This is a genomic window from Lautropia mirabilis, from assembly GCF_900637555.1.
Lineage (GTDB): Bacteria > Pseudomonadota > Gammaproteobacteria > Burkholderiales > Burkholderiaceae_E > Lautropia > Lautropia mirabilis.
Genome location: NZ_LR134378.1, coordinates 693,791 through 713,697 on the forward strand (window position 1 = coordinate 693,791; position 19,907 = coordinate 713,697).

The 19,907-nt window shown below is 64.6% G+C and carries 18 protein-coding genes; 7 read left to right on the plus strand and 11 right to left on the minus strand.

The window, feature by feature from the left end; genetic code table 11:
- Positions 1-194: 194 nt before the first annotated feature.
- Complete coding sequence (locus tag EL249_RS02780) at positions 195-929, minus strand: type II toxin-antitoxin system HipA family toxin (RefSeq protein ID WP_005674481.1); 735 nt, start codon at positions 927-929, stop codon at positions 195-197.
- Positions 930-1,016: 87 nt separating this feature from the next.
- On the opposite strand from EL249_RS02780, the gene EL249_RS02785 reads away from it, so the two are divergent.
- On the plus strand, positions 1,017-1,241 hold the full coding sequence (locus EL249_RS02785) for a helix-turn-helix domain-containing protein (RefSeq protein WP_083799546.1): 225 nt from the start codon (positions 1,017-1,019) through the stop codon (positions 1,239-1,241).
- Between the two features lie 409 nt (positions 1,242-1,650).
- Entirely contained in the window at positions 1,651-2,652 is a 1,002-nt protein-coding gene (locus EL249_RS02790; RefSeq protein ID WP_232002031.1) for a zinc ribbon domain-containing protein, read from the plus strand.
- A gap of 68 nt (positions 2,653-2,720) precedes the next feature.
- On the opposite strand, the gene EL249_RS02795 is transcribed toward EL249_RS02790, so the two are convergent.
- Together EL249_RS02795 and EL249_RS02800 are read right to left on the minus strand one after the other, a co-directional pair.
- Positions 2,721-3,119: a type II toxin-antitoxin system VapC family toxin gene (locus EL249_RS02795; RefSeq protein ID WP_197721597.1), complete on the minus strand. Its 399-nt coding sequence runs from the start codon at positions 3,117-3,119 to the stop codon at positions 2,721-2,723.
- A 5-nt stretch (positions 3,120-3,124) separates the two neighbouring features.
- Positions 3,125-3,361, minus strand: a complete 237-nt coding sequence (locus EL249_RS02800; RefSeq protein ID WP_040531898.1) for an AbrB/MazE/SpoVT family DNA-binding domain-containing protein — start codon at positions 3,359-3,361, stop codon at positions 3,125-3,127.
- Between the two features lie 54 nt (positions 3,362-3,415).
- Here EL249_RS02800 and EL249_RS02805 point away from each other — a divergent pair, with 54 nt between their 5' ends.
- Positions 3,416-3,604, plus strand: a complete 189-nt coding sequence (locus EL249_RS02805) for a hypothetical protein (RefSeq protein WP_197721598.1) — start codon at positions 3,416-3,418, stop codon at positions 3,602-3,604.
- A 4-nt stretch (positions 3,605-3,608) separates the two neighbouring features.
- On the opposite strand, the gene EL249_RS02810 is transcribed toward EL249_RS02805, so the two are convergent.
- The 6 genes from EL249_RS02810 to betB form a co-directional block, all read right to left on the minus strand.
- Positions 3,609-4,670 (minus strand): NAD(P)-dependent alcohol dehydrogenase, encoded by a 1,062-nt coding sequence (locus EL249_RS02810; protein ID WP_005674476.1) that lies wholly within the window; start codon positions 4,668-4,670, stop codon positions 3,609-3,611.
- Between the two features lie 23 nt (positions 4,671-4,693).
- Positions 4,694-5,653, minus strand: a complete 960-nt coding sequence (locus tag EL249_RS02815; protein ID WP_126348062.1) for a hypothetical protein — start codon at positions 5,651-5,653, stop codon at positions 4,694-4,696.
- Positions 5,654-5,965: 312 nt separating this feature from the next.
- On the minus strand, positions 5,966-6,607 hold the full coding sequence (pdxH, locus tag EL249_RS02820) for a pyridoxamine 5'-phosphate oxidase (protein ID WP_005674472.1): 642 nt from the start codon (positions 6,605-6,607) through the stop codon (positions 5,966-5,968).
- A 186-nt stretch (positions 6,608-6,793) separates the two neighbouring features.
- Positions 6,794-8,860, minus strand: coding sequence for a choline BCCT transporter BetT (gene betT / locus EL249_RS02825; RefSeq protein WP_005674471.1), 2,067 nt, complete (start codon positions 8,858-8,860; stop codon positions 6,794-6,796).
- Positions 8,861-8,873: 13 nt separating this feature from the next.
- Positions 8,874-10,559 (minus strand): choline dehydrogenase, encoded by a 1,686-nt coding sequence (gene betA / locus EL249_RS02830; RefSeq protein WP_005674470.1) that lies wholly within the window; start codon positions 10,557-10,559, stop codon positions 8,874-8,876.
- A gap of 180 nt (positions 10,560-10,739) precedes the next feature.
- Positions 10,740-12,206: a betaine-aldehyde dehydrogenase gene (betB, locus tag EL249_RS02835; protein ID WP_126348063.1), complete on the minus strand. Its 1,467-nt coding sequence runs from the start codon at positions 12,204-12,206 to the stop codon at positions 10,740-10,742.
- Positions 12,207-12,534: 328 nt separating this feature from the next.
- Here betB and EL249_RS02840 point away from each other — a divergent pair, with 328 nt between their 5' ends.
- From EL249_RS02840 to EL249_RS02850, 3 genes are all read left to right on the plus strand, one after another.
- On the plus strand, positions 12,535-13,302 hold the full coding sequence (locus tag EL249_RS02840) for an ABC transporter substrate-binding protein (protein ID WP_050781942.1): 768 nt from the start codon (positions 12,535-12,537) through the stop codon (positions 13,300-13,302).
- A 65-nt stretch (positions 13,303-13,367) separates the two neighbouring features.
- The gene (locus EL249_RS02845) at positions 13,368-14,156 is read left to right on the plus strand and encodes an amino acid ABC transporter permease (protein WP_005674466.1); all 789 of its coding nucleotides are present in this window, start codon (positions 13,368-13,370) and stop codon (positions 14,154-14,156) included.
- Positions 14,153-14,926, plus strand: coding sequence for an amino acid ABC transporter ATP-binding protein (locus EL249_RS02850; RefSeq protein ID WP_005674465.1), 774 nt, complete (start codon positions 14,153-14,155; stop codon positions 14,924-14,926). Before EL249_RS02845 ends, EL249_RS02850 begins: the two co-directional genes overlap by 4 nt.
- Here EL249_RS02850 and EL249_RS02855 read toward each other — a convergent pair.
- Together EL249_RS02855 and EL249_RS02860 are read right to left on the minus strand one after the other, a co-directional pair.
- Positions 14,895-15,794: an SDR family oxidoreductase gene (locus EL249_RS02855; RefSeq protein ID WP_005674464.1), complete on the minus strand. Its 900-nt coding sequence runs from the start codon at positions 15,792-15,794 to the stop codon at positions 14,895-14,897. The genes EL249_RS02850 and EL249_RS02855 overlap by 32 nt on opposite strands.
- Positions 15,795-15,941: 147 nt before the next feature.
- Positions 15,942-18,185, minus strand: coding sequence for an FUSC family protein (locus EL249_RS02860; RefSeq protein ID WP_005674463.1), 2,244 nt, complete (start codon positions 18,183-18,185; stop codon positions 15,942-15,944).
- Between the two features lie 475 nt (positions 18,186-18,660).
- On the opposite strand from EL249_RS02860, the gene EL249_RS02865 reads away from it, so the two are divergent.
- Positions 18,661-19,833 (plus strand): hypothetical protein, encoded by a 1,173-nt coding sequence (locus EL249_RS02865; protein WP_126348064.1) that lies wholly within the window; start codon positions 18,661-18,663, stop codon positions 19,831-19,833.
- Positions 19,834-19,907: the final 74 nt, after the last annotated feature.

Below are 19,907 nucleotides of genomic sequence, written 5' to 3' on the forward strand. Positions count from 1 at the left end.
ATAAACGCCATTGTCATGATAGCAATAAACTATTGATCCGTGAGCACGACCGTACGGGCCATGCAGGCCTGCGGTGGAGCTTTAGCCTCATCACTCGTGCATGCGTATTCGGTGCTGCCCTTCGTGCTGCTGCTGTGAGGCCGATAGCGGTACCGGAAATTTCGTGAAGATTGCCCAGCGCATCGCGGTCAAGATCACCTTCGATCCGGACCAGAAGGAATTGGCCCGCCTCTCGCCGGGGATGTCGGTCGAGGCCCGGCTGGATACGCAGCAGGCGGGACAGCAGCGGTAGGGTCAGCCCAGCAGTGTGGCGGCGGCTTCCATCTGCTCGTGCTCGAATGCTGCAGAAAAATCACCCAGCTCAGCAGTCCTGAGGCCGACTTCGGGACTGAGCGCAACCTTTTCCACTGCCTGACGGCCTGATGGACCTCTCCCAGAATCTGGCGCGCCTGTTGCTCATTCAGGGAGAACCAGGCAGCACGGGCCATCAGCATGTGGATGTCGGTGATGGGGTCGTCTTCTTCGGAAAGCCAGGTTTTTGATTCACGTTCCCGGTCTGGAAATGGATTGATGTCGAAGGCGGGAGCAAGGCGCCAGTGGCCGTTGTCGACGTGCAGAAAGCCATGATTCTGCAGATGGTCGTCGACGTTGGTGATCAGCAGGTTGAAGAGAATCCGGCGCCACAGCTGCTGAATGTCGGCAGTAGGGTTCTTTGCATGGGTATGCATGGCATCGACCAGTTCGGTGTAGCTGCGGTCTTCTTCTCGCGAGGTCTGCAGCAAGGTGGCGGCAGACTGGTAGGGAATGCGTGTGTCGTCTGCGCCCCGGTCAAAGCGGCGAATGACGGCAATGGGGGTTTCGCCCAGCAGGACGATGCGGGCGGGCGCTGCAGGAATACCGGCCTTTTCTGCCAGTTTCAGGGCCAGCACCTCACCCCGGGTAACGCTACGGGTATCGCCGATGCTAGGGCGACCAGCGGCACGGCGTCGGTTCCGGGTGTGGTGTCCGGACAGGGCATGGCGCCTGTGCAGGGCGCATCGGGTAGCTTGTCTGGCGCAGCCGGCCATCCAGCATCGGTGGCGGCGCTGGAAGTGCTTACGCCCGAGCAGGCGGCGCAGCTGCTGAGCGTGTCGGTGGAGGATGTGCTGGCCAGCATCCAGTCGGGTGAGCTGAAGGCGCGGCGCATCGGCACGGCCTATCGCATTGCACGGTCGGCCCTGGACGAGTTCCTGCGTGGCTGAGGCATCGCAATCGGCATCCCCGGCGGGCACGGCCGACGGTCGGCCCTGTCCGGAATGTGGTGGACACCTGGAATGGAGTGCTGCCCGCCAGGCCCTCGCGTGTCCCTACTGCGGCACCGTGATGGCGACGGTTTCCGGACAGGGCCGGGTGGATGGAAAGAGGGATGACAGGGCAGGCGATGCCAGTGGTGACAGGGTGGGAGGAAGTTCCACTCCTGTTGGTGATGGCGCGCGTGCTGTGGGTGCGACGGAAGCTGCGGGGAATGTGGGCGCGGCGGGTATGTCGACCGAGAAAAGAACGGCGGATCGCCGGGAGGGTGTTGCGGTTACCATGCCCGGACCCGGATCTGGGGTTGAGGTGGTCTCTGCCGCTGGCGCTTTTGGGCATTCAGCCCAGGACAGGTCGCTGGTGCAGGAAGCCGAGGCGTTGTTTGGTCGCGGGGTGCCGGACCATCATGCGCTGTACGAGCAGGACCTGGAAGCAGCGCTGCGCAATCCTGCCAACCTTCGCAACTGGGGGGCGGCGCGGCACGAGGTGAAGTGCCAGAACTGTCATGCCATCTCGGTCTTCGTGAATGGCAAGGTGGCCGATCGCTGTGATTTCTGCGGGTCGCCGGCCATCGTGACGCATGAGGAAATGCGTGATGCGATCACGCCGCAGAGCCTGCTGCCGTTTCGCATCAGCGAAAGCCAGGTGCGTGATGTGCTGCGCACCTGGTATCGGTCCCGCTGGTTTGCACCGAACCGCTTGAAGCGGGCTGCTGCAACCGACACGCTGAAGGGCATCTATCTGCCGTACTGGACCTTCGATGCCCGGGCGCATTCACGCTGGCAGGCAGAATCGGGGCGCTATTACTACACCACCGAAACGGTGCGTGGAACCGATGGCCGGCTGGAGACGCGTCGCGTGCAGCATGTTCAATGGACACCATCCTTCGGTGAACTGGAACATTGGTTTGATGACGAACTGGTTCCAGGCACGGTGGGCATCCATGGAAAGCTTCTGAAGCGCATCGAGCCCTTTCCGACGACGACCGATCTGAAGGCCTATTCACCGGACTATGTGCGGGGCTGGACGGTGGAGCACTATCAGGTGGATCTGCGCGAGGCCACCACGCAGGGACGGCAGCAGATGCAGCTGAGCATGGAAGCGTTGTGCAGCCGCGAGGTGCCGGGTGATACCCATCGCAATCTGCGGGTGGAGACGCGTTTTGACGACTGCACCTTCAAGCATGTGCTGGTGCCGGTCTGGCTGGTGCGCTACGACTATGGCGCCCGAAATTTTCAGGTGCTGGTGAATGGCTACACCGGCAAGGTGTCGGGTGAACAGCCCTGGAGCTGGGTGAAGATTGCACTGGCGGTGCTGCTGGTGCTGGCTGTGCTCGCAGGGCTGTCGATGCTGGATCGCTGAACCTGACTTGTTCGGGCCGATAGCCGTTTGGGTGGGGTAGGCTCAAATCTGCGGGGCAGGGAGAATGCTCATGGCTCGACCCAATCCTGCCAATTCAGGTCTTCGATCCTGGCGAACTCCCGGCTGTTATGGGTGACCAGTGTTGCGCCGGCGCTCAGGGCATGACAGGCAATCCAGAGATCGTTGTTGCCAATGGGTCTGCCTTGCCTTTTCAGTGTTTCGGCCCAATGGCCATAGTGGATGCAGGTATTCTCATCTGGATACAGGATCTGGATCCGCTGGGTGATCCTGCGTATGTTGTCGTGGGATTTCTTCCTGTCACGACTGCCTTCTGCACCTTGGAGCAGCTCTCCATAGGTGACGAAACTCATCACGATCCTGTCGTGGGGAGCAAGAGAGGAGATTTTCCTGGCTACGCTCTCTGGCCGGTTCTTCATCAGATAGATGATGATGTTGGTATCCAGCATGTAGATCATAGTGGATCCCGGTCCTGAGGCGGCGTCATGTCCCTGTCTTCGAGCGCCTGGATGAAAGACTCATCGAAGCCGGAGAACAGGTCCAGGAAAGCTTCTCCCTTGTCAATGACAGGGCGCAGGATGAGGTCGCCGTTCTCTGCCCTCATGATTTCCACCGTGTCTCCGTCAAGGCGGAAGTCGACTGGAATCCGGACGGCCTGGCTGTTTCCGCTCTGGAATACCTTGGTCAGCATGGCGTGTATATACATCAAGTTGATGATGTATAAACTAGCAGATCGCTGAACCGCATGTCAATGCACACTGACCAGGCTGTCTGGCTGGTGCGCCATGACTATGGCGCCCGAAATTTTCAGGTGCTGGTGAATGGCTACACCGGCAAGGTGTCGGGTGAACAGCCCTGGAGCTGGGTGAAGATTGCACTGGCGGTGTTGCTGGTGCTGGCCGTGCTCGCAGGGCTGTCGATGCTGGATCGATGAAGGGTCAGGCCGCCTTGTCCAGCGTGGCCATATCGATGACGAAGCGGTACTTCACGTCGCTCCTGAGCATGCGCTCGTAGGCGTCGTTGATGCTGGCCATGTCGATGATCTCCACGTCGGCGGTGATGTTGTGCTCACCGCAGAAATCCAGCAGTTCCTGGGTTTCCTTGATGCCGCCGATGACGGAGCCGGCCACAGCGCGTCGCCCCATGATCAGCGGAACGGTGTTGATCATGGATTCCAGGTTGCCCAGAAGGCCGACGAAGACCAGCGTGCCATCCAGCTTGAGCGTGGGGATGTAGGGCTGGATGTCGTGGGTGTACGGCACCGTGTCGATGATCAGGTCGAACTGGTAGCCCGCCCCTTTCATCTGCTCTGCATCGGTGGAGATGATGACGTGGTGCGCGCCCAGGCGGCGGGCATCGTCGCTCTTGCCGGGCGAGCGCGAGAACAGGGTGACTTCGGCTCCCAGGGCCTTGGCCAGCTTGATGGCCATGTGGCCCAGACCACCCAGGCCCACCACGGCGACCTTGCTGCCCTTGCCCACGTTCCAGTGACGCAGTGGCGACCACGTGGTGATGCCGGCGCACAGGATGGGCGGCACGCCCTTCGTGTCGAGGTTTTCGGGTACGCGCAGCACGAAGGCATCGCTCACGGTGATGCTGTTGGAGTAGCCGCCGTAGGTGGGCATGCCGTCGTGGCGGTCCTTGCTGTCGTAGGTGAAGGTGGGGCGGTTCTCGCAGTACTGCTCCAGGTCATGGTGGCAGGGCTCGCACTGGCGGCACGAATCCACCATGCAGCCCACACCGACCAGATCACCCGGCTTGAAGCGGGTGACATCCTTGCCGACGCTGCGCACGCGGCCGACGATCTCGTGGCCCGGCACGACGGGGTAGGTGGTGCCGCCCCAGTCGTTGCGGGCGGTGTGCAGGTCACTGTGGCAGACGCCGGAGTAGAGGATGTCGATGACGACATCGTCCGGCCGGGGATCGCGTCGCTCGAAGCGGAAGGGGACCAGGGGCTTGTCGGCTGCGTGGGCGGCATAGCCGTGGACGTGCTGGGTCATGGACGTTCTCTCCTGGGGGTTGGCTACAGTCGTTCCCACGTCTGTGGTCCCGACACCCAGAACATGGTACCGCCTTCGCTCGGATCGACCGGGGAGTAGTATCTGCGTTCGTCCTGTATCTCGACGCGGTCGAAATTCAGGGCCTTGCCGAAGGCCCAGGTGACGGGGACATGCCAGACCTGGCAGATTGTGCGGTCGACGTAAGCGACCTTGTTTTCCCAGCAGAGCTTGACCTGTCGGGGCTCTTCGCCTTTCCTGACGCTGAGTTCGTAGCGACCGTCACTGCTGTAATAGGTCTGTATGGCGGCATCGAATGGCACGGTATCCGTGCGGGCTATGGGCCGGGCGGATGCGGCTTCGAGCTCGTATTCCCTGGGTCCCCTGAGGGGGGTGTCCTGCTCGACATGCATCATGTTGCCGAGGACGATGCCGGTATCGTTCACCTGGATGGGCACGGAGGCATAGCTGCCCATGAAGCCGGCCGGGATGCGGCCCTCGGGCAGGTTGGGGTTAAAGCCCCGCAGGTCGGATTGGAGGGTGTACTGGAAGTTGCTGCGTGCCAGCAGGAAATGGCCATCCGGTGTCCGGTCGGTGTTTTGGCCATTGTCCGTCTGGTGGCCCTGAAAGGCGGAGATAACCGGCCAGGCGGGGTCCGGATTTTCCTGACGTTTCCAGGTGGTCATGTAGGCGGGGTATGCGTCAGAGACTTCCGGCAGAGGGACGTTGCCGTTGGCATTCGGCATGGAGAGCCCCAGCAGGGTGTGCATCAGTTCGCCGCTGATGCCCTGATCGGACAGGGGTTGTCCGGTCGTTGTGGTGTTGCCCGGGGGTTCTGTTGCTGTCTGGCCATCCGTCGTGGAGATGATGCTCTGGGCAAGGACGCTGCTGGCCGCCAACCCGATAGCCACGGCAAGGACATGACGGAAGGAACGAAGGGAAATGCCCGGCAAGGCAGGCCGTGATGCGGATGCACTCTGGTTCATGGTGTCTTTCCTGGTGGGGCACTGTTGCCCGTGTTGAGGAAAGCTTGCGCAAGTCTTCGCAGTCATCGCATTGCCGGAATGGGCGCACGACGGCAAATGTCGCCTTTTCCTGAACCCCGTTCCGTGGTGCGTCGCTTGGGGGACTTGTTCGGACTTTCCTCGGGGATGCTAAGGAAAGACGTGAGGGGGTCATGTGTCGGGCATGTTCGGCATGGGCCGGAACATGTCATCGTGTGAACGGTCATGTCCCGACCCACCAGAATGGGCAGTGAAGCGAGGTGCTTCTGTAACGCGAGGGTTGAAGATCGTTACTCAGGGCGAGAGCCGTTCGCGGATCCAGTGGCCGTTTTCCAGCCGGTACTGGATGCGGTCGTGCAGGCGGCTGGGACGGCCCTGCCAGAATTCCACCAGGCGGGGCGTGACGACGTAGCCGCCCCAGTGCGGGGGGCGGGGAACGTGCAGCGGGTGCCGGGCGCCGACCAGGGCGGCACGGGCCATCAGGTCGGCCTTGCTGGAGAGGACCTCGCTCTGGTGGCTGGCCCAGGCGCCGATGCGGCTGGTGTAGGGGCGGGAATCGAAGTAGGCGTCGGATTCGGCTTCGGGCAGCTTGTCGATGCTGCCTTCCACACGCACCTGACGCTCCAGTTCGGGCCAGAAGAAGGTGAGCGCGACGTAGGGGTGCAGGGCGATGGCACGGCCCTTGCGGCTCTGATAGTTGGTGAAGAAGACGAAGCCCTGGTCGTTGACTTCCTTCAGCAGCACGATGCGGGCGTTGGGGTGGCCGTGTTCGTCGACGGTGGCGACGTTCATGGCGGTGGGTTCATGGACCTGGGCATGCATGGCGGCATCCAGCCAGGTGCGGAACTGTTCCAGCGGCTGGCTGGCGCAGTCGGTCTCGGACAATTCCTGCCGGCAGTAGTCCTGGCGGATGTCGTGCAGATCCAGTTTGCTCATGGAAGTCTCCTTGATGGCAGGCCAATATTCTGCCCTGAACGGGCGTCTGCGTCCGCCTGTCCGGATGCGCGGTGCATGAAGAAGGCCGGCCGTGAGGGTGTCTCCTCACGGCCGGCCTGTTCCCGAGGGTGCCGCCCCGAAGGGCAGTCGCATCGGTTTGCTGCAGGGATGCGCTTCTGCGTGGACTCAGCGCTCCAGGTGCAGGAACTGCATGTGGCGCTCATACTGGTTCAGGATGTCGCCGATGATCTGTTCGCGGGTGTAGCCGACCAGATCGTATTCCTGGCTGCCTTCGCGCAGGAAGACCTCGGCACGCCAGTAGCGCTCGTGGTGCTTGTCGGATTCCAGGTTGCTGGCCTGGTTCATGGCAAATACCGGCATCAGGGCCGAGACGGGTTTCACCTGATAAAGGAAATCCACTTCCTCGCCATGCAGCACCTCGAAGGTGAGGCTCTGGTCTTCCTCGTTGCGGATGACGGTGGTCTGCACGCCCTGCTTGTTCAGTTCGGCACAGACATCCTGCATGGCGGGTTCCAGCGTGCCGGCCATGAAGCGCAGCACCGCCTTGCGCGTGGGGAAGTTCAGGATGCGGTTCAGGCGGTCACGCCAGCTGTGCTGCGGGTTCAGCGCGGGCGGTGCCATGTCGAAGGTGCTGGCCTTGCGGCGGTTGCCCTCCTGGCGCAGGCTGTAGGCCATGGCCACCATGTAGATGAAGAGCACCAGCGAGAACGGCAGGCCGGCCGCGACCGAGACCGATTGCAGGGCCGAGAAGCCTCCTGAGAACAGTAGCCCCAGCGTGATGAGGCCGGTGGCGGCCGCCCAGAAGAGGCGCAGCCAGATGGGGGCGTCGTCGCCCGACGAGAGTCCCTTGCTGGACAGGTTGGCCAGCACCAGCGCCCCTGAATCGGCCGAGGTGACGAAGAAGATCAGGCCGATGATGACCGAGACGCTGGACCAGATGGCTGGATGGGCGTAGTGCTCGAAGAGGACAAAGAGGCCCATGGCCGGACTCTCGATGGCGGTCTTGGCCAGGGTCGGATCGGTGGCGGCGTGGAAGATGCCGCTGTTGCCGAAGATGGAGAACCAGGCAAAGATGAAGCCCAGCGGGATGAACATCACGCCGAAGACGAATTCGCGCAGGGTGCGGCCGCGCGAGATGCGGGCGATGAACAGCCCCACGAACGGGGCCCAGGCCACCCACCAGGCCCAGAAGAAGATGGTCCAGGTGGATTTCCAGGTGGCGCCCTTCGCGCCTTCGTAGGCGTAGGTCTCGAAGGTCTTGACCGGCAGCATCTCGAAGTAGTCGCCGATGTTCTGCACCATGGCGTTGAGCAGGAACTGCGTGGGGCCGGAGAACAGCAGGGCGATGACCAGCAGGATGGCGGTCAGCATGTTGAACTCGGACAGCCGGCGCACGCCCTTGTCGACGCCGGACATGGCCGAGGCGGCCGCCGTGACGGTGACGATGATGATGATGACGGCCTGGGTGAACTTCGTGGTCTCGATGCCGAAGACGTGGGCCAGGCCGGCGTTGGCCTGCAGCACACCGATGCCCAGGCTGGTGGCCAGGCCCAGCAGCGTGCAGACCACGCCGAAGATGTCGACGCTGTGGCCCAGCCAGCCGTCGGCCCGCTTCTGGCCGAACACGGGCACGAGCGCCGAGCGCAGCGCCAGCGGCAGGTTGTGGCGGTAGGCGAAGTAGGCCAGTGCCATGCCGATGAGCGCGTAGATGCCCCAGCCGTGCAGGCCCCAGTGCAGGAAGGTCTGCGCCAGGGCGGCCCGGGCGGCCAGGGGCGTGCCGCCCTGGCCGGTGACCGGTGTGAGATAGTGGGTCAGCGGTTCGGAGACGCCGAAGAAGAGCAGGTCGATGCCGATACCCGCGGAGAACAGCATGGCGGCCCAGGCCAGGTACGGGAAGTCGGGCTTCTCGTGGTCCTGACCCAGCTTGATGTCGCCGTACTTGGACATGCCCACGTACAGCGAGAAGATGCCGTAGGCGGCGACGATCAGCATGTAGTACCAGCCGAAGCGGTCGGACACCCAGGCCATGGCGTGGCCTAGCACCTGTTCGCTGATGCCGGGAAAGGCCAGGGTGAAGCCGATCAGCGCGAGGGTGAGCAGTGCCGAGACCGTGAAGACGATGCGGTGGATGGTGGCGGGCGTGTCGGCCGTGCCGTTGATGACGGTCGTCGTGGCCGTGCTGCCGGTGTCCTGACCAGGCGGATGCTGCGCAGATGAGGAGTGCTGTTGCATGCCTTGTCCTCCCTCAGGCCCGGACGGGCTTGCCGCGCACGGGGGCGCCGTTGGCCTGGTAGTAGGGGGCATCGGACGGCGGCAGGGGATCGCGGCCGCGGATCCGGTCGGCGATCTTCTCGGCGATCATGATGGTGGTGGCGTTGAGGTTGCCGGTGATGATGTTTGGCATGATCGAGGCATCCACCACGCGCAGCCCTTCCAGCCCGTGGACCCGTCCCTGGCCGTCCACCACGGCGTCGTTGCCTTCGCCCATGGCACAGGTGCAGGAGGGGTGGTAGGCGGTCTCGGCATGCTGCCGGACATAGGCGTCCAGCTCGGCGTCGCTCTGCAGGTCGTCGGTGGGGGTGATGGCCTTGCCCCGGAACCCATCCAGCGCCGGCTGGCGGAAGATGTCGCGGGTGATGCGGATGGCGGCCCGGAACTCTTCCCAGTCCTGCGGGTGGGACATGTAGTTGAAGAGGATGCTGGGGTGTTCCTGCGGGTTGGTGCTGGTGATGCGCACGCGGCCGCGGCTGGGTGAGCGCATGGAGCCGACGTGAGCCTGGAAGCTGTGGGCCTTGGAGGCGTTGCGGCCGTCGTAGCGCACCGCGATGGGCAGGAAGTGGTACTGGATGTTGGGCCAGGTGAACTTCTCATCGCTGCGGATGAAGCCGCCGGCCTCGAAGTGGTTGGTGGCGCCCAGGCCGGTGCCCTTGAACATCCATTCGACGCCGATGGGGGGCTTGTTGTACCAGAGGTTGGCCGGTGCGATGGACACGGGCTGCAGGCACTCGTACTGCATGTAGAGTTCGAGGTGATCCTGCAGGTTGTTGCCCACGCCCGGCAGGTCCAGGATCTCCTTCACGCCGGCTTCCTTGAGCCATTCGCCGGGGCCCACACCTGAGCGCTGCAGGATCTGCGGCGAGGCAATGGCGCCCCCGCACAGGAGGACCTCGCGGCTGGCGTGGGCCGTCTGGAAGGCGCCGCCATCGATCTGGTAGCGCACGCCCACGGCGCGGGTACCTTCGAAGACGATGGTGTCGACCAGGGCGCGGGACTGGATGACGAGGCCGCTGCGCTCACGGGCCATGTCCAGGTAGCCGCGGGCCGTGGAGGCACGCCGGCCCTGGCGGGTGACGAAACGGTCCATCGGGCCGAAGCCTTCCTGCTGGTAGCCGTTGAGGTCGTCGGTGCGCGGGTAGCCGGCCTGCACGCCGGCCTCGATCATGGCCTCGAAGAGCGGGTTGGTGGCGGGTTTGGCCGTGGTCACTTCGATGGGGCCGTGGCCGCCGTGGTAGGCGTTGGGGCCGATGTCCCGGCATTCGGCCTTGCGGAAGTAGGGCAGCACGTCGTGGTAGCGCCAGTCGGCCAGGCCGTCCTTCTTCGCCCAGTGGTCGAAGTCCAGGGCGTTGCCACGGATGTAGCACATGCCGTTGATCAGTGACGAGCCGCCCAGGCCCTTGCCCCGGCCACAGTCCATGCGGCGGTTGTCCATATGGGGCTCGGGATCGGTCTTGTAGCCCCAGTTGTAGGTGGTGCCCTGCAGCGGCATGGCCAGTGCAGCCGGCATCTGGGTCCGGAAGTCCAGGCGGTAGTCGGGCAGGCCCGCTTCCAGCAGCAGGACGCGGACATTCGCATCTTCGGTCAGGCGGGCCGCCAGGACGTTGCCGGCCGAGCCGGCACCGATGATGATGTAGTCGTAAGTGGATTGAGCCATGGAAAGAGCGTGTTAAGTCGGAAGGAATAGGCCGCATGCAGGCACGGCAGTGCCTTGCCATTGATGAAATGCGGGCGACAGAACAAGTGAGCGCTTGCTCCGGAATTTTCTGGAGCGAGCCGGGCCAAGCCTGCGGCAGGCGTCTGCGTCACAGGCTGGCTGGAGATCCGCGGGGCGGACCTAGTTGAAGACCGACACGAAGTCGCCCAGTTCGACCTGGACCGACTTGGTCTGCGTGTAGTGCATCAGCGTCTGGAGGCCGTTCTCGCGGCCGATGCCGGACTGCTTGTAGCCGCCCACCGGCATCTGGGCGGGGGATTCGCCCCAGGTGTTGAGCCAGCAGATGCCGGCCTCCAGCTGGCCGATGACGCGGTGGGCGCGTTTCAGGTCTGGCGTGACCAGACCGGCAGCCAGACCGTAGGGCGTGCGGTTGGCGCGCTCGATGACCTCGGCCTCGGTCTCGAAGGACAGGATGCTCATGACCGGCCCGAAGATCTCTTCCTGCACGATCTTCATGTCGTCACGGCAGTCGGTGAAGACGGTGGGGGCCACGAAGGCGCCCTGGGCCAGGGCGCCGGTCTCGATCCGGTGGCCACCGCAGAGCAGGCGGGCGCCCTGTTCCTTGCCGGATTCAATGTAAGTGAGCACTTTCTTCATGTGCGGGAAACTGACCAGCGGACCGAAGTTCGTGCTGTCTTCCAGCGGGTGGCCGATCCGGATGCGGGCGACGCGGGCCAGCACGGCCTCCTCGAAGCGCGACTTGAGCGCGGCGTGGACGAAGACGCGGGTGCCGTTGGTGCAGACCTGGCCGCTGCTGTAGAAGTTGGCCATCATGGCGATGTCGGCGGCCAGGTCGATGTCGGCGTCCTCGAAGACGATGAGCGGGGACTTGCCGCCCAGCTCCATGGTGACGTCCTTGAGCGACGAGGCCGCGGCGCTGGCCATCACCTTCTTGCCGGTGGCCACGCCGCCGGTGAAGGAGATCTTGGCGATGTCGGGATGCTGGCTGAGCGCCTGGCCCACCCGCCAGTCGCCCTGCACCACGTTGAAGACGCCGGCCGGCAGGCCCGCTTCCAGGAAGATCTCGGCCAGATGGGGCGCCGACAGCGGCGTGACCTCGCTGGGCTTGAAGATCATGGCGTTGCCGGCGGCCAGTGCGGGGGCTGCCTTCCACATGGCGATCTGGATGGGGTAGTTCCAGGCGCCGATGCCGGCCACCACGCCCAGCGGTTCCTGGCGCGTGTAGACGAAGCTGGTGGGGCGCAGCGGGATCTGGCGGCCCTCGATGGCCACGGCCAGACCTGCGTAGTACTCGATCACGTCGGCGCCGGTGACGATGTCCACGGCCCGGGTCTCGGACAGGGGCTTGCCGGTATCGCGGCTTTCCAGCTCGGCCAGTTCGTGATTGGCGGCGCGCAGCAGTTCGACGGCGCGATTGAGGATGCGGGCCCGCTCGACCGGGGTGAGGGTGGCCCAGGCCTGCTGGCCCCGCCGGGCGCTGGCCACGGCGTCGTCGATGTCGGCATCGGTGGCCGCCTGGACTTCGGCCAGCACCTCGCCCGTGGCGGGGTCGATGGTCTCGAAGCGCTCGGCATCGGCGCGTTCGGGAATGTAACGGCCATCGATGAAGGAAGTAAGCAGAGGCATGGCAATGTCTTGAAGAACTGTTCGGGTAACGGTAATTTGCCGGCAAACAATATCAATTGCAGACAACATGCTCTCATTGTCTTTGATTTGCCTGCATCGCGCAGGATTACCCCTTCATTGCCGTCGGTTGGTCGGGGTTTGCCCGGGGGTGATCGGCCTGAAAGGGGCTCTGTCCCTGACATGGCGGGAGGAGAAGGGCTGCGCGTCGTACAATGGCGGGTTTGCAGCGCCGCGGCACCGTGAGGGTGGCCGGGTGGTAGCCCGGATTGCCTGCCGTCGTGGCGGGTGCTCCAATCCGGGGTTTTCAGGTTTCAAGACGGGTCTCATCATGAATCTTTTGCGTTCGGTCCTGGCAGGTGTGTGTGTGGCGCTGGCGGCGTCGGGTGTCCAGGCTCGGTCCTGGGCGGACATCGAGAAGAGCGGCACGCTGATCGCGGCCACCGGCGGCGATCTCAAGCCCTTCAACTACTTCGAGGGCAAGCAGCTCACCGGCTTCGAGGTGGAGCTGACCGACGCCATCGCCAGGAAGCTGGGCCTGAAGGTGGAGTGGAAGGTGCTGAGCTTCGACTCGCTGCTGGCCGGCCTGCAGCGTGACCGCTGGGATCTAGCCATCTCGTCGCACGGCATCACCGAGGAGCGCGCCAAGGTGGTGGACTTCACCAACCCGCACTACTGTGGCGGCGCCACCATCGTCTCGAAGGATGGCAAGGTGGCCAAGGCGGCCGACCTGGCCGGCAAGACCGTGGCGGTGCAGACCGGCACCACTTATCTGGAGCGGCTGCGCAAGATGGACGGCATCGGCTCGGTGCGCAACTTCCCGCTGGACCGCGATGCGCGTGCAGCCACCGTCAGCGGCCGGGCCGACGCCTGGGTGACGGACAAGTTCGTGGCCATGGAGGCCATCAAGCTGGTGCCGGATTCGGGTCTGAAGCAGGGCGAGATCCTCTTCCCCGAGAGAATGGCCGGGGCCATGAGCAAGGGCAACACCGAACTGGTCAAGGCCTTCAACAAGGGCCTGGCCGAGGTGATGGTCGACGGCACCTACGAGAAGCTGTCGAAGAAATACTTCGACCAGGACATCCGCTGCAAGGACTGAGCCTGTCCCCGGTACCAGGTCTCTGACTACACTCCCCCTCACCTTCTGCCGGTGTTCCCCCCATCATGATGTTCTTTCTTTCCCGGTGGCCAGCAGGCTGGTCCCGACAGAGCCGCTGTAGCCTGGCCATTGCGCTGGGTGTGGTCCTGTTGCTGCTGCTGATGTGCTTCATCGACATCCCGCTCTCGAGGATGCCGGAACCGATCGCCGAGAATGCGGAACTGTTTGCCGAAGGCAGCCGGATCACGGTCTATCTGACGCTGGTCTCCGGGGTGGCCGGCCTGGTGCTGGGGGTGCTGGGGGCACTGGGGCGGCTGTCGCGCATCCCGCCCATCCGCTGGATCGCTTCCTTCTACATCTGGGTCATCCGCGGCACGCCGCTGCTGGTGCAGGTGCTGTTCGTCTTTCTGGCTCTGCCCGAGCTGCTGCCCTGGCTCAAGCTGGATGACTTCACCTCGGCCTGCGTGGCGCTGGCCTTCAACGCGGGGGCCTACAACGCCGAGTCCATCCGTGCGGGCCTGCTGGCCGTGCCGCGCGGCCAGACCGAGGCGGCCCGCTCGTTGGGGCTGTCGAACTGGCACACCTTCTGGGACGTGATCTTCCCGCAGGCCTTCAAGATTGCCCTGCCGCCGCTGGTGAACAACTTCATCGCGCTGCTGAAGGATTCGTCGCTGGCCTATGCCATCGGCGTGGTGGAGCTGACCAACGTGGCCAACCGCATCCAGTCCTCCACCTTCCAGCCCATTCCGCCGCTGGTCACGGCAGCAGTCATCTACCTGCTGCTGACCACCGTGCTCACGCAGATTTCCACCGCCGTGGAACACCGGATGGACGTGGAGGGTCGCCAGAAATGAGCCAGGCAGACATGAACCAGGACAAGCGTGCCGGCAACCCCCTGATCGAGGTGAGCCACGTCAGCAAGTGCTTTGGCGAGCATCAGGTGCTGACCGACGTGACGGCGGGTTTCAACGCCGGTGAGGTGGCCGTGATCGTGGGTGCCTCCGGCTCGGGCAAGAGCACCTTCCTGCGGATGCTGAACCGGCTGGAGCGGCACGATGCCGGCCGCATCGTCATCGACGGCATCGAGGTCGATGACGACCGTCAGCGGCTGGAAGCCCTGCGCAAGGAAGTGGGCATGGTGTTCCAGCAGTTCAACCTGTTCTCGCACCTGTCGGTGCTGGACAACCTCACGCTGGCGCCGCGTCGCGTGCGCAAGCTCTCGCGCGAGGAGGCCCGTGAACGGGCCATGGCGCTGCTGACCCGCGTGGGCCTGGAAGACCATGCCCACAAGTACCCGCACGCGCTCTCGGGCGGTCAGCAGCAGCGCGTGGCCATTGCCCGCGCGCTGGCCATGCAACCGCGCGTGATGCTCTTTGATGAGCCCACCTCGGCACTGGATCCGGAAATGGTGAAGGAAGTGCTGGACGTGATGCGCCAGCTGGCCGATTCCGGCATGACCATGCTGGTGGTGACGCACGAGATGGGCTTTGCCCGCGAGGTGGCCGACCGCGTGCTGTTCTTCGATGATGGCCGCATCGCCTTCGAGGCGCCGCCCGCCGACTTCTTCGGCGGCCGGCACGACAACGCCCGCGTCAAGGCTTTCCTGAGTCGCGTGGCGCACTGACAGCCGCGGGGCTGTTGGCCATTTCCGTCACTACCTGCTCGAAGGTAAGGGGCTCCCGGCCGATGAGCCGGGGCAGGTCCTGCGTGACCTGGGCCAGTTCGCCCTTGGCAATGGCCGTATAGGTGGAGACCCAGGCCTCGATCTCCCAGTCCGGGGTATCGGGGTAGGCCGCCCTGCGGCTGGCAAAGGCCTCGGCAATGGTCTCGTTGTGAAACCGGTGGGGCTTGCCGGTGCAGGTGGTGAGGATGCGGGCAATGTCCTCCATGCTCAGCGACTGGTTGCCGGTGAGGGTGTAGGTGCGCCCCTGGTGCTGCGTGCCGCCAGCGGCGATATCGGCCATGATGTTGGCGACCGCCTGGGCAGCATCGCGCTGGGCGACACAGGCCACCCGCCCCTGCTCTGCAGGACCGCAGATCACGCCCTCGGCATCGGCCAGCCGGGCCATCAGCTCGCTGTAGAAGTTGTCGCGCACGAAGGTGTGCTTCATGGTCGAGCGGCGGATGGCTTCTTCGGTGATCGCGTGGGTACGCGCCAGCGTGAAGGTGCTGTCGGGCCGTGCCTCGGCAAAGGACAGGTACACCAGATGCTGGATGCCGGCGGCCTGGGCGGCGCGCACCAGGGTGAGATGTTCCTGTTCGCGCGTGGGGCTTTCGGCGGCCGAGACCATGAAGAGCGCATCGACGCCCTGCAGGGCCTCGCGGGCCAGCTCGAAATCACCGTAGCTGAAGGGGCGCGGCTCGCAGCCGGGCAGCCTGGGGGCGCGGGACGGATTGCGCAGCGGCAGGATCAGGGGCAGGCCCTGGTCGCTCAGCAGGCGGGCGACCTGTCCGCCGATATGGCCGGTGGCGCCGGTGATGGCCAGTTGCATGTCGTTTCTCCTGGATGAGCCCTGGAAGAACCATCATGCCAGAAGGAAGGGCGGGACGGCAGCGAAGCCCCCCGGGCGGCCGTCAGATAGTGTCGCGCTCGATGGGTGAGCGTCTCGGCCTCGGGGGCTCACTTGCCCGAGCAGCCCTCAGGCAGCGTCGCACTCGACCAGGTGCTGCCCCGCGCTCCAGTCCAGGATCTGCAGCACGCGCGAGGCGTCGTCGCGGATCTGGATGGCGATGTTGGTGGAGGCATCCAGCCGGCGCAGCAGCCAGGGGGTGATCTCGGTCTCGAAGGGATCGGGCAGGATCACCTGATCGCTGAGGGTGCTGGCGGCGGTGCTGTCGTTGAGCGGGGCGATGGGCAGGGATCCCAGCTTGCGCTCGATGCGTTCGATTGCGTTTTCCAGGGCGGCGGTGGCTTCGGGCAGGTTCAGGCGGTCGCGACGCAGCACCAGAAGCGCCTTCACGGCGCTGAGCTGGGCCAGCAGCTGGTAGCAGTGCACCTGCATGTATTGCAGGGCCTCGATGGGCGGGCGAACGGCGCGCGGTTCGGACAGGGAGCGCTGGGTGGCCTGCACCAGGGCCGACAGGCTGTCGAAGGCCTCGCGGCGCGCCAGGCGCCATTCCAGCTCGGGGGTGTCCTCGACGCTCTTGAGCTGTTCGGGGTCCAGCGCTAGCTTGGCATGGCGGATCTGGGCATCGATGGTGCGTTGCACGACGGCCGGAATCTGGCCGCGTTCCCACGAGGGCAGGATGTACGCAAAGGCCCAGGCGATGACGGCGCCCAGCAGGGTGTCGGCCATGCGCTCGAAGAGGGTGAACGTGGCGTGGCTGCTGTCGCCGTAGGCCAGCATGTAGGCCTGGATGAGGCCCAGCGTGGTGCCGGCCACGGAGGTGACGAGATAGCGGCGCTGGGCAAAGCCATGGGCGGCCCCCTGGGCCACCGTCATGACGACGAGCAGCACGATGCTGGCCGGATGCAGTCCCAGCAGGCCCATGGTGAGCAGGCATCCCACCAGGGTGCCGGCTACGCGCTGGTTGCGGCGCTCCAGCGTCTGCGACAGGCTGCCTCGCAGCACGACGGCGATGGTGAGCAGGATCCAGTAGTCGTGCAGGCCGCCCCAGGGCAGGTTGATGGAGACGGCATAGCCCGTGCCCATGGCCAGCGCGGCGCGGATGGCGTGGCGCATCTGCGGGGTCTTCCAGCCCCAGACCGAGAAGAAGGGTGCCCACGACCAGGCAGTGGGGCTGACGAACATCTGCCAGTTGGCGCGCACGATGGCCAGGTTGGGCATCTGCTCGCCGCGGGCGGTGCGTGACAGGCGCAGGATCTCGTCGTTGATGTGACCGATGCGGTGAGCGATGCCGCGCACCAGCATGGCCGGGGTGGGCCCCAGGCTGAAGCCGTCCTGTTCGTAGTCGTGGGTGGAGCGGATGGTGGCGATGCGGGTGCGGCGGTCGATGGCGGGGCGGGGGCGGTAGCCCAGGAAGAGCGCGTCGGCCAGGGCATCCACCTCGTCGGCCAGCTCATCGAGCACCGAGCGCATCTGGGCCAGGGCGTGGCGGTGACGCGGGTGGGTGCGCAGGCCATCCAGATCCAGCTCACTGGCCAGCAGCTGGTCGCGGATGTCGATGACGATGACCAGCATGCCGGCAATGCGCTGGCGGAACGGGGTGCGGGGTGATTCCAGCACGATGTCGCGGGTGGCCTGCATCTGGTCGGCCAGCGCGGCCTGGGCCTTCAGCAGCTGGCTCAGCAGCGCCTCGCACTCATCCGTGTCACAGGCGCGCTGGTGGCGGAACTGGCGTGCCTCGGTGCGGATCAGGTCGGCCAGCGAGATCAGCACGTCAGCCATGGCCAGCGCGCGGTAGCGGGCGTTGAGCGCCAGGTTGGCCAGCGTGGCCCAGATGACGTAGAGACCGGCGCCGATACTGAAATAGAGCGTGCTCTGAAGGGCCGCACTTTCGGCTCCGGGCCGGTGGCTGGCGATGGAGAAGATGGCCGTGAACATCATGCCCATGGCCACCGGAATGCCCCGTTTGCCCCAGGCCATGGCCAGGAAGGCCAGGAACGAGAAGAACGTGAGGAAGATGCCCAGTTCCAGGTGCCGGCCGTTGAGCAGCTGGACGATGTAGAACACGGGCACACCGGCGATGAAGGGCAGCATCATCGTGCGCAGCTTGCCCCGGCGCGGCGCGGCCACGTCCGGCGGCGTGACGGCGATGACGCCGACGGTGGCGAGCGAGGCCGCATAGGCGCCCAGCCAGTTCTCGACGATGAGCGATATCACCAGCAGTCCCAGACAGGCGGTGATGCCATTGGTGATGTAGTGGCTGAGCAGGACGCGCAGGAAGGCGCGGGTGCGGGGGGAGAACTTCAGGGGACGCATGGTGAACTTCAGGGCCGGCCGCTGGGGCAGTCGGAGCGTGCGGGCGGCAGTGCTGCCGTCGCAGGCAGGAATGGCACCTTATTCTGCATGGTGTGCGGCCTGGCGCCAACCGGCGGGAGATGGTCGGCATGCGGGCGTGGTGCCCAGGGTGCCGTGGCTTCAGAAAGCGCCGGGTGTGGATGCTGCCGTGTCAGGGGCTGCGGTGTCTGGCGGGTCAGCGTGGTTCATCGGGCAGTGGGTGTTCTGCGGCGCAAACCGACGGATTGGACTTCATGTTCCGACCAGGAATGAGCCGCATGGATTCACTTTCTGCACGTTTTGCCATGGTTTATTGGGGGGACGCGAAACAGTTTCATTCATCATGAATCACCTGTATCGGTGACTGTTCCTTATGCTGAAAAAGCCGTGTTGCCGCCGGGCCTGAACCGGGCGATGCGGCGCCATTCATGGAAATGTCATGAGGAGAGTCGGACAGATGACCGGGAACAAGCAGGGTCTTTGGATAGGAGCAGCAGTGCTGGTGTCACTGCTGGCCGCCTGTGGCGGTGACAGCGCAAATGACGGTGCAGCGCAATCGGGTGCCGAGGTGAAGCAGCTGAAGGCAGAGCAGGCTGACGGCAATGCGCAGGCGCCAGGCCGTGGCACGGATGGGGCTGCATCGGCAGCGGCAGCCGATGCGGCTGCGCCTGTAGCGCAAGGGGCCGCAAACGAGGCGGCGGGTCAGCAGGAGGCTGCGAAGGCGGACACCGGAGTGACGGAGCACGGGATCCGCGGGGAAGTTGCAGCCGATCTTCTGGTTCAGAACAACACGTTCCGGGATTATGACGACCCGACCATGGAGCGAACACAGGTCATGGCCTTTTCCGATCCGGGGCTGCCGCTTTCTGGCCCGCCGCCGGAAGGCAAACCCCTGGACGCATCCTCCAAGGCACCGAATGTGTTTGCCCACCAATATACGCAAAAAAAGATCGAGGATATTGATGGCAGCACGGATGTGGATGGCACGCACCAGATCAGACTGGGGTCCCAGAGCATCCTGCGTCCCGAAAAGCTCCAGGAATTTCCGGGAGGCTATGAGCCCCTGGCTTCGATCATGGGGGTGACGCTCGATGAAAGCTCTTTTGCCTGGTCGTATGGCGCAGCCTGGTTTTCCCCGGCTTCCGGGATTCGGGAAGGGAAGTTGCTGATGCGACTGGAACGAAGGGCGGTCGTCAGGAACATTGCCTATCAGGAGCTTGAGGACGGCTCGTGGAAGGTCCCGCTCACCAGCGACAGGACCTATGACGTGAAATATGGAGAGATCATTCCATTCGATACCGTACTGCAGCACTGGAAGGATGCTGAAGGCAACTTCACGGAACTGCTCTTTCTGAAGGGAAGGCGCAAAGGAGAAGTCCGACTGTGCACGAATACGGCGGTCAAGGGCTTCCGGCGTCTGACCTGCAATATCTGGGGAGTGAACTCGTATGCGCCGGAGGATCTGGGAACCTATGTGGTGGATGATCGTTCCTTCCACCAGAAGGGGGCGGGCCTGAGGTACTGGGAGTCGGCGCTGCCAGGTACGAACGCCGCAGAGCAACCGGCGGCCGGCCAGCAGGCAGCGGCGCAGGGTGCTGGTGCCGAACAACCGCAGGCTGCTGCGCAGTAAGACCGACTGCGTCTTCATGAGGGCCAGGGACCTTCGTGATCCCTGGCAGCCTGGGTTGCTGGGTTGCCGTGCAG

Excerpts from the sequence above, each read along its gene's own strand:
- EL249_RS02785 (WP_083799546.1), top strand. The coding sequence starts at position 1,017 with ATGGCGCCTGTGCAGGGCGCATCGGGTAGCTTGTCTGGCGCAGCCGGC.
- EL249_RS02795 (WP_197721597.1), bottom strand. The coding sequence starts at position 3,119 with ATGCTGGATACCAACATCATCATCTATCTGATGAAGAACCGGCCAGAG.
- EL249_RS02800 (WP_040531898.1), bottom strand. The coding sequence starts at position 3,361 with ATGCTGACCAAGGTATTCCAGAGCGGAAACAGCCAGGCCGTCCGGATT.
- EL249_RS02805 (WP_197721598.1), top strand. The coding sequence starts at position 3,416 with ATGTCAATGCACACTGACCAGGCTGTCTGGCTGGTGCGCCATGACTAT.
- EL249_RS02810 (WP_005674476.1), bottom strand. The coding sequence starts at position 4,670 with ATGACCCAGCACGTCCACGGCTATGCCGCCCACGCAGCCGACAAGCCC.
- EL249_RS02815 (WP_126348062.1), bottom strand. The coding sequence starts at position 5,653 with ATGAACCAGAGTGCATCCGCATCACGGCCTGCCTTGCCGGGCATTTCC.
- pdxH (WP_005674472.1), bottom strand. The coding sequence starts at position 6,607 with ATGAGCAAACTGGATCTGCACGACATCCGCCAGGACTACTGCCGGCAG.
- betT (WP_005674471.1), bottom strand. The coding sequence starts at position 8,860 with ATGCAACAGCACTCCTCATCTGCGCAGCATCCGCCTGGTCAGGACACC.
- betA (WP_005674470.1), bottom strand. The coding sequence starts at position 10,559 with ATGGCTCAATCCACTTACGACTACATCATCATCGGTGCCGGCTCGGCC.
- betB (WP_126348063.1), bottom strand. The coding sequence starts at position 12,206 with ATGCCTCTGCTTACTTCCTTCATCGATGGCCGTTACATTCCCGAACGC.
- EL249_RS02840 (WP_050781942.1), top strand. The coding sequence starts at position 12,535 with ATGAATCTTTTGCGTTCGGTCCTGGCAGGTGTGTGTGTGGCGCTGGCG.
- EL249_RS02845 (WP_005674466.1), top strand. The coding sequence starts at position 13,368 with ATGATGTTCTTTCTTTCCCGGTGGCCAGCAGGCTGGTCCCGACAGAGC.
- EL249_RS02850 (WP_005674465.1), top strand. The coding sequence starts at position 14,153 with ATGAGCCAGGCAGACATGAACCAGGACAAGCGTGCCGGCAACCCCCTG.
- EL249_RS02855 (WP_005674464.1), bottom strand. The coding sequence starts at position 15,794 with ATGCAACTGGCCATCACCGGCGCCACCGGCCATATCGGCGGACAGGTC.
- EL249_RS02860 (WP_005674463.1), bottom strand. The coding sequence starts at position 18,185 with ATGCGTCCCCTGAAGTTCTCCCCCCGCACCCGCGCCTTCCTGCGCGTC.
- EL249_RS02865 (WP_126348064.1), top strand. The coding sequence starts at position 18,661 with ATGACCGGGAACAAGCAGGGTCTTTGGATAGGAGCAGCAGTGCTGGTG.